General features: G+C 66.0%; 12 protein-coding genes, 1 other RNA gene and 1 pseudogene. 9 read left to right on the plus strand and 5 right to left on the minus strand.

From position 1 onward, the window contains the following. Nucleotides 1-57 precede the first annotated feature (57 nt). Nucleotides 58-588: a chromate transporter gene (locus tag ACNJYB_RS28870; RefSeq protein WP_439369948.1), complete on the minus strand. Its 531-nt coding sequence runs from the start codon at nt 586-588 to the stop codon at nt 58-60. Continuing rightward, a pseudogene (locus tag ACNJYB_RS28875) lies at nt 585-1,191 on the minus strand (chromate transporter). The gene ACNJYB_RS28870 and the pseudogene ACNJYB_RS28875 overlap by 4 nt, the downstream one beginning before the upstream one ends. Before the next feature lie 95 nt (nt 1,192-1,286). Here ACNJYB_RS28875 and ssrA point away from each other — a divergent pair. The 9 genes from ssrA (at nt 1,287) to ACNJYB_RS28920 (ending at nt 8,307) form a co-directional block, all read left to right on the plus strand. Then, nucleotides 1,287-1,653: a transfer-messenger RNA gene (ssrA, locus tag ACNJYB_RS28880) on the plus strand. 114 nt (nt 1,654-1,767) lie between these two features. Beyond that, nucleotides 1,768-2,286: an SspB family protein gene (locus ACNJYB_RS28885; protein WP_439369950.1), complete on the plus strand. Its 519-nt coding sequence runs from the start codon at nt 1,768-1,770 to the stop codon at nt 2,284-2,286. An 89-nt stretch (nt 2,287-2,375) separates the two neighbouring features. After that, nucleotides 2,376-3,809 (plus strand): class II fumarate hydratase, encoded by a 1,434-nt coding sequence (gene fumC / locus ACNJYB_RS28890; RefSeq protein WP_439375670.1) that lies wholly within the window; start codon nt 2,376-2,378, stop codon nt 3,807-3,809. Between the two features lie 277 nt (nt 3,810-4,086). Beyond that, nucleotides 4,087-4,275: a DUF4169 family protein gene (locus ACNJYB_RS28895; RefSeq protein WP_439369951.1), complete on the plus strand. Its 189-nt coding sequence runs from the start codon at nt 4,087-4,089 to the stop codon at nt 4,273-4,275. Next, nucleotides 4,272-4,523 (plus strand): ribbon-helix-helix domain-containing protein, encoded by a 252-nt coding sequence (locus ACNJYB_RS28900; RefSeq protein ID WP_018640860.1) that lies wholly within the window; start codon nt 4,272-4,274, stop codon nt 4,521-4,523. The genes ACNJYB_RS28895 and ACNJYB_RS28900 overlap by 4 nt, the downstream gene beginning before the upstream one ends. A 116-nt stretch (nt 4,524-4,639) precedes the next feature. Continuing rightward, nucleotides 4,640-4,915: a FeoA family protein gene (locus ACNJYB_RS28905; protein ID WP_018640861.1), complete on the plus strand. Its 276-nt coding sequence runs from the start codon at nt 4,640-4,642 to the stop codon at nt 4,913-4,915. A 37-nt stretch (nt 4,916-4,952) separates the two neighbouring features. After that, on the plus strand, nt 4,953-6,824 hold the full coding sequence (feoB, locus tag ACNJYB_RS28910) for a ferrous iron transporter B (protein WP_439369953.1): 1,872 nt from the start codon (nt 4,953-4,955) through the stop codon (nt 6,822-6,824). A 470-nt stretch (nt 6,825-7,294) separates the two neighbouring features. Continuing rightward, nucleotides 7,295-7,576 carry a hypothetical protein gene (locus ACNJYB_RS28915; protein ID WP_439369954.1) on the plus strand — a complete coding sequence of 94 codons (282 nt, stop codon included), beginning with the start codon at nt 7,295-7,297 and terminating at the stop codon, nt 7,574-7,576. A gap of 497 nt (nt 7,577-8,073) precedes the next feature. Further along, nucleotides 8,074-8,307: a hypothetical protein gene (locus tag ACNJYB_RS28920; protein WP_439369956.1), complete on the plus strand. Its 234-nt coding sequence runs from the start codon at nt 8,074-8,076 to the stop codon at nt 8,305-8,307. A 94-nt stretch (nt 8,308-8,401) separates the two neighbouring features. On the opposite strand, the gene ACNJYB_RS28925 is transcribed toward ACNJYB_RS28920, so the two are convergent. The 3 genes from ACNJYB_RS28925 to ACNJYB_RS28935 form a co-directional block, all read right to left on the minus strand. After that, nucleotides 8,402-8,647: a hypothetical protein gene (locus ACNJYB_RS28925; protein WP_439369958.1), complete on the minus strand. Its 246-nt coding sequence runs from the start codon at nt 8,645-8,647 to the stop codon at nt 8,402-8,404. Nucleotides 8,648-8,688: 41 nt separating this feature from the next. Beyond that, entirely contained in the window at nt 8,689-9,813 is a 1,125-nt protein-coding gene (locus ACNJYB_RS28930; protein ID WP_439369959.1) for a DUF2336 domain-containing protein, read from the minus strand. Between the two features lie 559 nt (nt 9,814-10,372). Beyond that, a complete protein-coding gene (locus tag ACNJYB_RS28935; RefSeq protein WP_439369960.1) occupies nt 10,373-14,020 on the minus strand; it encodes an AsmA family protein in 3,648 nt (1,215 codons plus the stop codon). Nucleotides 14,021-14,062 lie beyond the last annotated feature (42 nt).

Genomic DNA, 14,062 nt, shown 5'->3' on the forward strand with positions numbered 1-14,062 from the left:
TATTCTAAATCGGCTGGAAAGGGATCCCCGGGCCGCAGCCCTGCCTAGCGATTTTCATCACACAATGCCAGCAAAACCCAACAGGCCGCCGGCGAGCAAGAGCCAGAGCGGATGGATGCGCGAGACCGATGCGATCACCGCAACCATCGCGGTCAGGAGCACTGCAGCAATCGTCCGGTCAGTCGACTGCGCCAGGATCAGGGCACTCGCCGCCATCAATCCGATCGAGAGCGGAACCAGCGCAGCCTGGATCAGGGCCGGCCAGCGCGACTGTCTGGGCCGATTGAGGAGACGGCTGACATGATAGGCAACGAGCGCGGTCGGCAGGCACATCGCCAGCGTGGCCGCGAGCGCCCCGGGGATGCCGGCAACCGCATAGCCGATTAACGTCACGATTAGCACGTTCGGACCTGGCGAGAGCTGCGCGATCGCATAGGCATCGGCGAACTGTTTGTCGGTCATCCAGTGATGCACGTCGACCGCGATGCGATGCATCTCGGGCACCGCCGCGGCGGCGCCGCCAACCGCGAACAACGACATCAGGCCGAAGGTCGAGATCAGCGTCCACACCGGGCTCTCGGCGTTCACGCTGCTACCTTCCGCCGCAGGAGGGAGGTGGCGCCGATGCTCACGGGGATTGCGACCAGCAGCACAGCCTGCAGCGGCAGGCGGACCACGCCGATGGCGAGGAAGACGCCGAGCATCAGGATCAGCGCGACCGCCTCCATACGCTTCAGGAGCGGCGTCATCATGCGGAAGACCACTGCGATCAACAGGCCGACTGCGGCGCAGGAGATGCCTGCGAGGATGCGACGCAGCACCTCGAGGTCGCCGAACCGGGCATAGGCGATCGCGAGCACGATCATGACCAGCGTCGGCGGCAGCAGCAGCCCGGCAAAGGCGGCGACACCTCCGGCGATCCCCCCGCAGCCGCGCACCAAACACCATCGACAGATTGACGATGTTGGGCCCGGGCAGGAAGTGGCAGAGCGCGAAGGTCTCGTTGAACTCGTCCGCCGTCATCCAGCGGTGCTGCTCGACGATCGCCCGCCGCGCAAACACCAGGACCCCGCCGAAACCGGCCAGCGACATCCGGGCGAAGGCCGTGAACAGCGCACCGAGGCTAGGCGGAGGCCCGCTCAGTGCGGCGCGATCCGGCTCTTGGGCGGCCGGTACTGAATCGGTGGACATCTCAGGAGCTTAGAACGGTAGCCGCTGCGCGGCCAAGATCCGACCGCCGGCGAACCGGAACCTATCCAAAGGGAACCGCGGATCGCTGCTCGAAACCTCTGTTTTTTGAAACCTTTGCCCCCTATATTGGGGGTGCCGGTTCGCCGGCTATGGAAATAAACGGTCGTCGCAATAAACCATTCGGACCCGGGGGCGGTACCCGGCGCCTCCACCAAAGCCCACATCGGGCAGGCCCTGAAAGCGGGCTTTGGCGGGGGCGAAATAGGATCGACGAGGGCGTAAAGGGCGTACTTTTTCCCGGTATTGTTCCGCCGTTATCGGGCTACTGCAATAGTTGCCAACGACAACTTTGCTCCGGTTGCTCAGGCTGCGTAACGCAGTTTGAAAAACCACTCTAAAGTCCTAGCGGGTTAAGCTCCGCTAGGCGGGGTTCGGAGGCACCTGGCAACAGAAGCCTCCACTTACCTCTCATTTCCTCCCCTGCGGGGGACTCCTGCTGACCCGTCAGGCGCGATACTATGCGGCTTGGCGAGTCGGGCCGGCAGGGCCCAACTCCTGGAATGCGACAGGACCACCATGGCGACCGATCATATCCGATACGATGTGCTGGCCCGCGACGCGCTGCGCGGCGTGCTGCGGAAGGTGCTGACCGACGCCGCGGCCCATGGCCTGCCCGGCGAGCACCATTTCTTCATCACCTTCGTGTCGAAAGCCGAGGGCGTGAAACTGTCGTCGCGGCTGCTGGCGCAATATCCTGAAGAGATGACGATCATCCTCCAGCACCAGTTCTGGGACCTGACCGTGCACGAAGACCGCTTCGAGGTCGGCCTGTCCTTCGGCGGCATTCCGGAACGGCTGGTGGTGCCGTTCAGCGCCATCAAGAGCTTCCTCGATCCGTCCGTGAAATTCGGACTCCAGTTCGACACCTCCGATGTCGCCGAGGTCGCGCCGGAGAATTTGCCGGCAACGCCCGCTCCATCGGCTGTCGCCGTGCCGGCGCCGGCTGCTGAAACGGCAGAGGCCACGGAAGAGCCGACGCCGCCGAGCCAGGGCGGCGCCGAGGTCGTGCGGCTCGATCGTTTCCGCAAGAAATGATCCAGGTTGGGCCCGCCCCCGTCGCGCCCGGCCAAACTCGCTATATAGAAGAGCACATGAAGAAGCCGCGCGGCATCTCGCGCGGCAGAATGGATGTGCTCATGGCCAAAGCTTCCCGCGCGAAGACCGCCCACCCCGCAACCCGCATCGAGACTGACAGCTTCGGTCCCATCGAAGTGCCCGCCGATCGCTATTGGGGGGCGCAGACCGAGCGGTCGCGCCAGAATTTCCGCATCGGCAGGGACCGCATGCCGATCGCGCTCGTGCATGCGCTCGGCATGGTCAAGCTCGCTGCCGCGCAGTCCAACCTTGAGCTCGGGCTGCTCGATCAGCGCCGCGCCAACGCCATCATCCGCGCCGCGCGCGAGGTGATCGACGGCAAGCTGGACGACCATTTCCCGCTTGTCGTGTGGCAGACCGGCTCGGGCACGCAGAGCAACATGAACCTCAACGAGGTGATCGCCAACCGCGCCAATGAGCTGCTCGGCGGCGAGCTCGGCGCCAAGAAGCCGGTGCATCCCAACGACCACGTCAACATGAGCCAGTCGTCGAACGACTCCTTCCCGACCGCGATGCACATCGCAGCCGCAAGCCGCATCAATGCCGATCTCGTCCCGGCCCTCGGCGAGCTGCTTCGCGCGCTGCGCAAGAAGGAGAAGGAGTTCTCGAAGATCGTGAAGATCGGCCGCACCCATACCCAGGATGCGACACCGCTGACGCTCGGCCAGGAATTCTCCGGCTATGCCGCGCAGGTCGAGAGCGGCATCGCGCGGCTCAAGGTCGCGGTGAAGGATCTCTATCCGCTGGCGCAGGGCGGCACTGCGGTCGGTACCGGCCTCAACTCGAAGCCGCGCTTCGCAAAGCTGTTCGCAAAGCACGTTGCCGGGATTACGAAGCTGCCCTTCACCAGCGCCGCCAACAAATTCGAGGCGCTGGCCTCGAACGATGCCTATGTGCTGGCGCACGGCGCCATCAATTCGGTCGCGACCGGCCTGTTCAAGATCGCCAACGACGTCCGCCTGCTCGGCTCCGGCCCGCGCTCGGGGCTGGGCGAGCTGATCCTGCCGGAGAACGAGCCGGGCTCCTCGATCATGCCGGGCAAGGTCAATCCGACGCAGTGCGAGGCGATGACCATGGTGTGCTGCCAGGTGTTCGGCAATCACACCGCCATCACGGTCGCCGGCAGCCAGGGCCATTTCGAGCTCAACGTCTACAAGCCGGTGCTGGCCTACAACATGCTGCACTCGATCCGCCTGATGGCGGATGCCGCGCGGTCCTTCACCGAACATTGCGTCAGCGGCATCCGCGCCGACGAAAAGCGCATCAGGGAGCTGATGGAGCGTTCGCTGATGCTGGTGACGGCGCTGGCCCCGAAGATCGGCTACGACAACGCCGCCAAGGTGGCCAAAACCGCGCACGCCAACGGCACCACGCTGAAGGAGGAGGCGCTGCGGCTCGGTTTCGTCTCGGCCGACGAATTCGACCGCCTGGTGCGCCCGGAGAAGATGACCAGCCCGGGCTAGATTTCCGAATTCCGATAGTCCTCCGTAATGATACGGACGCCGGACGGTCAGAAATATGCATTTTTGGGGTCGGGACTTGATTACCGTCAATGTTCCGGTGGGGCGCCGTGTTACGCAGCCCCACCGCCCTTGAGGGGCGAAATTCATCGTTTGATGGCCCGAAGGGCCGATTGACGAGGACCAGCGAATGGCGATCAAGTCTTGTGGGGCGCAATGCGCCACCCTGTTTCTGAATATTTCATCCTGCCTGCAGAGGATCGGATGATGGAGACGCGGCATGGGGAACGTCATCAACCTGAATCGTTTCAGGAAGCGCGCCGAGCGGGAAGCCTCGGCGAAGCAGGCGGACGCCAACCGGGCGAAGTTCGGCCGCACCAAGGCGGCGCGGTCGGCGGAGGAGACGCGCGCGGACAAGGCGAAGGCGCACCTGGACCAGCATCGGATCGATCGCGAGGAGCAGCCATGAAGTCGCCCGTCGTGAAGCGATCGATCGTGGTCGCCGGCCACAAGACCAGCGTCAGCCTGGAAGAGGCGTTCTGGAACGGTATGAAGGAGATCTCGGGCCTGCGTAACATGACGCTGTCCGAGCTCGTCGGCGAGATCGACGGCAACCGCCAGCAGGGCAATCTGTCCTCGGCGATTCGCCTGTTCGTGCTCGACTACTTCAAGAGCCGGGCCATGGCCGCCCAGCCGGACAAGGTCCCGGCACAGTAGCCGCCGGGGCGTGTTTCCGGCGCGGCTCCGCCCCCTGCACTTTAAAATTACTCTAAGGTGCAGTTTCGGTCGCCGTGCGCGCTTGACCTCAATGCCCTGCGTTGAAAATACAGGGCATGACCGACCATGATGATACGCGCCCGCATATGCCGCTGGGTCTGGCCCTGCGCGGCTATACCGGCGTCATCCAGCACCTTTCCACCAAGGACACGGGTTCTGCGCTTTCGGACATCGAGCTCGAAAGCCGGCTGATCGAGCTTGGCTTCGTCGAGGGCGCCCGGGTCGAGGTCCTGCACGAAGGGCTGGTCGGGCGCGACCCGATCGCGGTCAGGGTCGACAGCATTACGATCGCGGTCCGCCGGCGCGAAGCCATGGCCATCATCGTCGCCTAGTCGGCGACCGGATAACTGCCCCCAGGCCTTTGATCCCATGGAAGCACCCCTGCTGCATCTCGCCCTGGTCGGCACGCCCAACAGCGGCAAGACCTCGCTGTTCAATGCCCTGACCGGCAGCCGGCAGAAGGTCGCGAACTATCCCGGCGTCACTGTCGAGCGCAAGGAAGGCTTCTTCGTCACCCCGCTCGGCCGCCAGGTCTCCGTGGTCGACCTGCCCGGCACCTATTCGCTGCGCGGCCGCAGCCCGGACGAGGAGATCACCCGCGACTTCGTGCTCGGCAAGGCCTCCGGCGAGACCGTGCCCGATCTCGTGCTCTGCGTCGCCGATTCCACCAATCTGCGCCTGACCATCCGCCTGCTGCTGGAGCTGAAGCGCACCGGACGGCCGATGATCCTCGTGCTCAACATGTTCGACATCGCGTCCCGCCGCGGCATCACTGTCGATGTCGAGCGGCTCGCGAGGGAGCTCGGCGTGCCCGTGGTGACCTCGATCGCGGTGCGCAAGGGCGGCACGGCCGACCTGCTGGCGCTGACCGACGAGATCTCGGCCAAGCTCGCTAGTGAGCCGCAGGAGAACAGCTGGCGCGCGCTCAGCGTCTCCGAGCTGCGTGCCACCCAGCGCGAGGCGGACCGCATCATCGCCGACTGCGTCAGCCTGCCAAGCCGGCCCGACACCTGGACCGCGCGGATCGACGCCGTGGTGCTGCATCCCGTCGGCGGTCTGATCGTGCTGGCGCTGATCCTGTTCGTGATGTTCCAGGCGGTGTTCGCCTGGGCGCAGCCGGCGATGGATCTGCTCAAGTCGGGCTTCGACGCCCTCGGCGAGTTCGTGAAAGCCACCCTGCCCGACGGCCTGCTGCAGAGCTTCCTTCAGGACGGCGTGATCTCCGGCGTCGGCAGCGTCATCGTGTTCCTGCCGCAGATCATCCTCATCTTCTTGTTCATCCTGCTCTTGGAAGATTTCGGCTACATGGCGCGCGCGGCGTTCCTGATGGACCGCATCATGGGCGGCGCCGGGCTGCACGGCCGCGCCTTCATTCCGCTGCTGTCGAGCTTTGCCTGCGCCATTCCCGGCATCATGGCGACACGCGTGATCGACAACAAGCGCGACCGGCTGACCACGATCCTGATCGCGCCGCTGATGACCTGCTCGGCGCGCATTCCGGTCTACACGCTGATCATCTCCGCCTTCATACCGGCCAGGGACGTCTGGGGCTTCATCAACCTCCAGGGCCTCGTGATGTTCGGCCTCTACACCACCGGCATCGTCAGCGCGCTTGCCGTCTCGTTCGTGATCAAGTTCTTCATGATCCGCGACTACGCGCCGGCCCCCTTCATGCTGGAGCTGCCGGACTACAAGATGCCCCGGCTGAAATCGATCGCGATCGGTATCTACACCCGCGCAAAAATGTTCCTGCAGCGCGCGGGTACCACGATCTTCTCGATGATGGTGCTGATCTGGTTCCTGGCCTCGTTCCCGCAGCCGCCGGCGGGCAGCACCGAGCCCGCCATCGACTTCAGCCTCGCCGCCATGATCGGCAAGGCGCTCGAGCCCCTGCTCGCGCCCGTCGGCTTCAACTGGCAGATCGCGGTCGCGCTGATCCCGGGCATGGCCGCCCGCGAGGTCGCGGTCGCGGCGCTCGGCACCGTCTACGCCATCGAAGGCGGCAAGGAAGCCGCCGAGCAGATCGGCCAGGTGCTGGCGACGAAATGGTCGCTCGCCACCGCGCTGTCGATGCTGGCCTGGTACATCTTCGCCCCGCAATGCGCCTCGACCCTCGCCGTGATCCGGCGCGAGACCGGGAGCTGGGGATGGATGGCCGTCACCTTCACCTACATGCTGGTGCTGGCCTATGCGGCGAGCCTCGTGACCTACAACGTCGCGGTGGCACTCGGCGCAGGCTAGCAGACCTTCCAAACGAAACTGCGAAAACAACCCCATGCACAGTAGGCGGGGACTGTGAAATCAATGGCTTACGCGAGTGCCAGCCCGTAGCCCGGATGGAGCGCTGTGAAATCCGGGAATCTCGCCCAAAGCACCACCGGACCCGGATTGCGTTGCCCTCCATCGGGGCTGGGGCTGCACCCCATCGCCGGTTGCGCCGTCGGGCAAAACACTGGCATGATGGCATCATCGCGAAAATCATCGACGCTGCACACGCTTCATCTCGTGAGGCGCGGTTTATGCGATTGGGTGCAAGCTTCGGTCATGCGCAGCCTGGCAGGTACCGGCTGCCCGATAGGCAAGACGTTCTTGCCGAGAGCGTCACCGCGGCGCGTTGCTTGCGCTCCACTCGGAGTTCGACCTTTGATTTCCGTCAATGGTGGGACTCATCGGCATGTCACGTTTTCTCGTCGTGCAAAGGGAGAGAATACATGACCAAATATGCCAAGCTGCTTGGACTGTTCGTAGTCGCCGCGCTGTTCACGGCAACGCCCTTGTCGCTCCGCTACTCGCCGGTGGATGCGTTGTCAGTGTCCACTGACACGGCCGAGGCCCGGGTCGGGCGTCCCCTTACACCGATGAGCGTTGCCGGCGTCAACCGCAGGGTCCATCGGCGGGCGTATTACGGTGCAGCAGCGGCAGGAGCCGCAGCCTATGGTGCCTATGGCTATCGCCGGGCCTGCGGATACTACCCCTACCCGCCCTGCTATTGAGGGCCGCACGATCGCATCCAGACATCAAACAGATCAAAGGAGGCGGCCTGAGCCGCCTTGCTGTTGCTCGACGAGCCAAGCTGCGATCCGGACGCCGGAATGAGCCGCCTCGGAAGGCGGGATTGATCGTGCCCGCGAAGAGAGCGAAGCGTTCATCGAGCTTTGCGCGCGCGAACAGCTTGGCCTCGGCCTCCGTCGCAGAGGTCTTCGTCTCGCGCGGGCTGCGTTGTCTTGGAAGTAAGCCTCGCCTTCGAACAGAGGTGACTTACCAATTCGGGACCATTGCGCCAGCCAGCGGTTCGAGTGTGCGCTGGCTATCGTAAACCTGCATTTTCCACTGCGACGGTCGGAACAAATAAACCCAGGGGATAGCAGTTCCATTCTGGTGCGACGACGCCGGACCTGAACAGTCATTCAAGAAAGTTTCGTCGCTGTTCCTGCAACAGGCGGAGGCGACGGTCGTTGACTCGCGACGAACGCAAGCCAAGGAGGAACAGATGAAGAAGCTGACTTACGCTCTTGCAGCGCTAGCGACGCTTGCAATCGGTACCCCCACAATCGCCAACGCGGCCGGCTTCGGCGTCTATATCGGCGGCGACAGGGATTACTATGACGGCCGCCGCGCGCGCATCTACGAGCATGACCGTGGCTGGCACCGTGGCTGGTACAATCACGATCGCGACTACGACCGAGGCGTCGTGATCCGTCGTTACCATCACTGGGACGATTAGTGCGAACCAGCATGATCGAACAAGGAGGCCCCGCTTCGGCGGGGCCTTTTTGTATTTGCGTGGACGCAATGAAGGCGCGGCCCAGAGCTGCAGCCTACCTGAAATATCCCACCACGAGATCGACGTCGGAGCTGCGGGCGGCGGTGCCGTTCAGCTCGGCGTCGATGACGCGGCGGCAGGCCTCGATCGCGGCGTCGTCGCCGAGGTCGTTGGCGGCTTCGAGCACGAGCCAGGCTGCGTCCACCGAGGCCTTGTCGGGTGCTCCGCCGCCGAGATCGGTGGCGACAGCATTGTTGAGGTTCTTGTTCTTGCGAACTGCGGTGCCGAATTGAGGCAACATCTGCAATACTCCCCTCTCGAATTCCTGCTCAGTACAACTGTTCAGTGAACCTGGAGCTCGGGCTGACGGCCCGCGGCGGAATCGGCACCCGCGCTGTTCTTGCGCGACTGGTAGAATTTCAGGATGCTGCGCGACGTCTCGATCTTGAGCCGGCCGTATTCGCGCTCATTGTCCTGGAGGTCGCGCGCGGTGATCAGATGATCCTTGGCGCCGAGGAAGAGCAACGACATGGTCGTGTCCCAGGAGAAGTCGAGCGCCTTGCACAGCACGAGCAGCATCTCGCGGTTGCGGTCCATCAGCGCGCGTTCGATGACGTCGACCGGCAGCGCCGACAGCAGTGACAGGCCGATCTGCACCTCGTCGAAGCGGTGCTGGCGCGCATAGTTCGCGATCGAGTCCTCATTGAGGTTGCCCTGCCGGTACTGCGTCGTCACCACGCGCTTGGCGACGAAATAGCTGCGCGAGGACGGACCGAACTTGGATTGCAGATCGCCGGTGACCTCGGTCACCGAGCTCTGGATCTGCGGCATCATCTCGGGACGCTCGGTCTCGAGGCGGCGGCGGACGTCTTCCGACGCCTTCGCGATCAGCTGCTGGAAGATGTGGCGCGGCACGTCCTTGCGCAGGCCAAGCTGCTCGGCAAGGATCGAATCGCCCTCGGCGCGGCGGACCATGTGCAACAGGCCAGAACCGGAGAAGCGCGCGCCCGCGTTCTTCGCAACCGAGGTCACGACCTCCTGGTTGCCGCGCTTGACCAGCACGTCGGTCACGGCCTCGCCGATCGACTGGCGCTGCGAGATCGCGAGCAGATGCGCCTGGCCCTTGGTCAGGGCACTCGCGACCAGCATCTTCTCGTCGATTCGATTGGAGTCGCGCAGTACGGGACCGGCAACCTCGATCTCGTCGTCCAGCGCGAGCTTCTCGATGACGTTGAGCGGAGCGTGGTCGCAGGCCGACATCAGCTCCGAGAGCTGCACGCGGGCGGCGACCTCGATCTCGTCGGCGAGCCGGCCGATCACCTCGCCGAACATGCTGATCTCGTCGTCGCTGTAGCGGCCGGTGATCAGAATGTCGGTCGCGTGCCACAATGCGCGTGCCCGGCTTTCGTCGGTGCCACGCGCGATCGCGTCGTCCAGATCCTGTAGAAGCGATTTCGCCCCGTTCATCTCGATACCCCAGTTCTTGGTCGTTCTTCGGCGAACCGTTCGCCTCAACTGGCGCGACGCCGAATTCCTCTGGGACCGACGCTAGAGATGAAACGCGAGAATTCGGTAAAATCGGCAAATCAGTTTTGCCGACTAAAATTCATTCAAATGCGAGGGAATGGGTTAACCGGCATGCAAGTGGCTGCGCGGGCGGTGCGCCCCCTCTCCCGCTTGCGGCAGAGGGTTGGGGAGAGGGTGTCTCCGCAACGGGACTATCCCCTAGAGGAGCAGTGCTATCGCATTTGAAAACTTTTCCCGCGGCCATCCTTCAGGCGGGCTCCCCAGGATGAGGACGGAGTGCGCGGCGGCAGTTTCAACGGGCACTGATGCTGATTGCCTCATCCTCAGGAGGCGCATAAGCGCCGTCTCGAACGACGAGGCGTGCGCGCAGGCCGCCGCAACGAATCATAAGCGATAGCCCTGCCTAGAGGAGAAAGCCCTCACCCGCGCCTCCGGCGCGACCTCACCCGCAAGCGGGAGAGGTTAAGAAAGCTCGCGGCTCAATCCACATAAACCAGGTTCACGGATTCTGCGGCGTCAGCACCAGCGGCGGCTTCGGCCTGGGTTTTGCGGGCGCAGGACCCGGCGCCGGCCGCACCTCGATCGGCGGCGGCAAGGGCGCGACCTGCTGGCTTGCGAGCGGCGGGCTCGTGAGTGGAGCGCTCGTGAGTGGAGGGCTTGGCGCTGCGGGCGCGGCATGCGGCGCCTTCGGCGTCGGCGCGGCCTTCGCCTTTGGCGTCGGCGTCCGGCGCGGATCGCGGCCGGGCACCGGTACCTCCGTCAGGGCCGGCTCGGGCGCGGGCTCAGGCGAGACCAGCGTCGGCAGCGCGGCGGTGGCCGGCGGCGGCTCGCCGCGCTCGATCGCATCGAGCCGGCGCGTCTCGCGGTCGATCGTGCGCACCGCAAGCCATGACGATAGCGGCGCAAGATCGACGGTGCGAGTGAGCTTGTCGGGGGGACCGGCCGCAAACAGCTGGATCTCGGGCGGCGCGCCGGAAAGCCCGGTCATGATCGGTGTCAGGCTGGCGCGGATGTCGGCCTGGTCGGCGGGAATGTCGTAGCCGCCCGAGACGATGGCGCGGGCATTCTTGGCCTCCAGCGGCGTTGCGCCCACGCGCAGCCGTCCGTCGCGGATGGTGAAGGGGATCTGCGCCGAGGCGACCGCGATGGGGCCTGCCGACAGCGCCGGCTCGACCAGTTGCCGCAGGCGGTTGTCGTCGCTGACCTGGCCGCCGTCACTGGCGCGAATGGCGATCTCGAAGGCGCGCGGGTTGAGGCCGCTGATCTCGGCGGATTCGAGCGTCACGGTGCCGTTGCCGGCGAGCGCGCCGGTCAGCGCCGCGACGCTGCGGCCCTGGGTGGTCAGCGCCATCTGTACCGAGGCACGGCCCTTCGGCAGCGCGAGGTCGCGGTAGCGCAGCACGGTCGCATCGACATTGCTGAGCTCGATGCGCGCGTTCAGCGCCAAGCCATTGGCGCCGTTGCGCGCGTCGAAACTTGCCGACATCTCGCCGCCGCCGAGGACGCCCTTGAGGCCATCGAGCGCAAGCGACTGGCCGTCGCTGCGGATCATGCCGCCGAACGGGCGCAGCTCGATGCCGCCGGGCATCGTGCCGCGCAGCGCCTGGAACGCGATGCGGCCGCGCCAGCCGCCGAGCAGCCCCGCACTCAGCGGCTCGCTCGCATCCCGTCCCGCCGCGCCGATCGCCCTCGCGAGCGCTGGCCCAAGGTCGAGCGTATCGAGGCCGACCTCGCCGTCGACGCTCTTCTCTGGATCGAGCGTGACCGCGAGACGGCCGCGCAGGTGCGAGCCGGCCGCGCTGCCGTCGAGATCGTTGAAGGTCAGGCTGTTGCCGGAGAGTGTGAGGCGGGAAGACAGGTTGACGCTCTGCACCGACTTGTCCGCCGTGCCGGTCCCGAACAGCGGCGCAAGGTTGACGTTGCGCACGCGCAGATTGACGCCGGCTTTCGGCTCCGACAGCTCGACGGTCCCTTGCGCATCCGCGTCGAGCCCGCCGCCGCTGATTTTCGCGTTCAATTGCAGCGGCCGCCGCCAGGCACCGCTCAAGCGGCCCTCGAACTGCGAAGCACCCTCGCCCGCGGCCACCACGCGATCGAGCCCGAGCAGCGCCAGCAGCGCGCCGGCCTGCGGCGTCGAGGCTTTCGACTCCAGCGTGAAGTCACTGCTCTGCAATTTGTCGAGATCGATGCCGTTGACGGCCGCCACCGGTGTCTGCCCGACCAGCGTCGCACTGGCCTTGAGCTGCGGCGCGTCGAGATCGAGCACGGCCCGGGCGGCGCTGCGATCGGCATGCTCGGCGTTCTTCTCGAGGCTGAGGTCGAGCTTCAGGCGAGCTGCGCCCGGCAGCGACGGCAGCGCGTCGAAGCGCGCTCGCACCGACGGCGCGAACGGCTCGAGCAGTGCGGTGAGTTCGTGCAGCGAGCTGCCTGAGGATTTCAGCGCGAGCTTGCCGGTGGCCCTGGTGCGGTCGAAGCTGCCGCTCGCTTCCGTGGTCACGCCGCTGGCCTGGCCGAACCGCAACTGCTCCAGCGACAACGCGTTCGGCCCGTAGCCCAGCTTCGCCGCGAACGGCCGCAGCTCCTGGCCGGCGGAGATGGCGCGGCCGACATCGAGCGACAGCTTGGCTTCCTCCGGCCATTCGCCTTGCGGCCCCGCGAGCGCGCGGACGAAACTCGCGGCGGCGTCGAGATCGAGCCGGTCGGCTCTCAGCTCGGCGTCGATCCGCGAGCCCTTGCTCGCGCCGGTCTGGACGAAGGCAATCCGTCCCTCGACCGCGCCGCCCTCGATGTCGGCCTTCAGCCTGTCGACGGCGAGATGGTTGGCGGCGATCGTCACGTCGCCGGCAAGGCGCAGCGGCCGGGTGGTGCGGCGGTTGATCTCGCTGCGGCCCTGGAGCCAGGCCACCAGCGTGTCGGGGTCGGACGACTCGACGTTGAGGCGGCCGCTGAAGCTGTCGGCGCCGGGCGTCGCGCCGTTGAGCGAGAGCTGCGTCATGCCGGGCGCGCGCAGCTCGAGCCGCCGGAAGGTCCAGGAACGGCCGTCGGTCGCAAGCTCGGCCGCGATATTCTGGAGCGGGCGGCCACCGAGCATGATCTGGTCGGAGTTGAACTCGATCTGCGCCGGGATCGGCGCCTGCGGGATCGCGGCGAGGCCTGCGCGCAGCGCCGGCAGGATGCGCAGCGGCTCGGCATCGTCCCTGCCCGCGAGCTTGTCGGCATCGACTTGTCGTGCCGACAGAACCGCGCGCAGCAAAGGCGAGGCGCCGAACCTGAGCTCGCCGACACCGCCCGCTTTCAACGCATTGTCCTCGGCGCCGAAGCTCGCATCGATCTGGTCGAACCTGGCGCCGGCCGGATCGGCCTTGAGTTTTGCGGTGAGCTTCCAGGGCGTCGGCCCCGCCTCGCCCGGCTTCTTCGCCGCTGGCACGGCGAGCGTCAGCGCGCCGTCGAACTTCGGCTGGCGGTTGTCGAAGGCGAGCACGCCTTCGAGATCGGCCAGCATCGCGCGCTCGCCGGGATCGATGTTGAGATGCAGGCGCGTGGCGCTGCCGTCGGCGCTCGGGCCCGAGGAAACGCGGAACGGATAGCGCGTGCCCGACAGCTTGAAGCTGCCGTCGCCGCGCACCGAGCCGGCGAGCGAGCGGACGTCGCCGGCGAATGCGATGTCGGTCAGCTCCAGCGTCGAGCGGCTGGCGGCGTCGTGCAGCGCGATCCGGCCGGTGAGGTTCAGCCGCTCGATCGCGAGCGAGGCCAGGTTGAAGCTGCCGCTCGCGGTGGACGGCAAATCGACCCGCCCGCGCGCATCGAGCCCGAGATCGGCCGCCATGCCGCCGACGGTCAGCTCGGTAGCGCGCCATTCGCCGCGCATGAGGGAGCCAAGGCTGAACTCGACGTCGAGCTTGTCGGCGCGCAGCCGGCCGAGATCGTTGTTGCCGCCGAAGGTCACGGAACGCAGCCGCAGGGTCGGCGCCGGCAGGAGCCGCGCGTCCAGCTCGCCCGCCACCCGCACCGGCACGCCGATAATCCGGCCGGCCTCCGCCTCGAACCGGGGCCTGAACTGGTTCCAGTCGATGAAGTAAGGCCCGATCAGCGCGGCCAGAAGCGCTAAGATGAAGGCAATCGCCAATCCGAGCAGCGTCGTCTGCACGGGTCTCCCCTCGGCCAAACCGGCACCCGGGCCACATCTTGG

The sequence above is a fragment of the Bradyrhizobium sp. SMVTL-02 genome (assembly GCF_051853005.1).
Lineage (GTDB): Bacteria > Pseudomonadota > Alphaproteobacteria > Rhizobiales > Xanthobacteraceae > Bradyrhizobium.

Bases quoted from the DNA above. Each gene is read 5' to 3' on its own strand.
- ACNJYB_RS28905 (WP_018640861.1), top strand. From the start codon at position 4,640: ATGACCGACCATGATGATACGCGCCCGCATATGCCGCTGGGTCTGGCC.
- ACNJYB_RS28920 (WP_439369956.1), top strand. From the start codon at position 8,074: ATGAAGAAGCTGACTTACGCTCTTGCAGCGCTAGCGACGCTTGCAATC.
- ACNJYB_RS28930 (WP_439369959.1), bottom strand. From the start codon at position 9,813: ATGAACGGGGCGAAATCGCTTCTACAGGATCTGGACGACGCGATCGCG.
- ACNJYB_RS28895 (WP_439369951.1), top strand. From the start codon at position 4,087: ATGGGGAACGTCATCAACCTGAATCGTTTCAGGAAGCGCGCCGAGCGG.
- ACNJYB_RS28925 (WP_439369958.1), bottom strand. From the start codon at position 8,647: ATGTTGCCTCAATTCGGCACCGCAGTTCGCAAGAACAAGAACCTCAAC.
- ACNJYB_RS28885 (WP_439369950.1), top strand. From the start codon at position 1,768: ATGGCGACCGATCATATCCGATACGATGTGCTGGCCCGCGACGCGCTG.
- ACNJYB_RS28900 (WP_018640860.1), top strand. From the start codon at position 4,272: ATGAAGTCGCCCGTCGTGAAGCGATCGATCGTGGTCGCCGGCCACAAG.
- feoB (WP_439369953.1), top strand. From the start codon at position 4,953: ATGGAAGCACCCCTGCTGCATCTCGCCCTGGTCGGCACGCCCAACAGC.
- fumC (WP_439375670.1), top strand. From the start codon at position 2,376: ATGGATGTGCTCATGGCCAAAGCTTCCCGCGCGAAGACCGCCCACCCC.
- ACNJYB_RS28915 (WP_439369954.1), top strand. From the start codon at position 7,295: ATGACCAAATATGCCAAGCTGCTTGGACTGTTCGTAGTCGCCGCGCTG.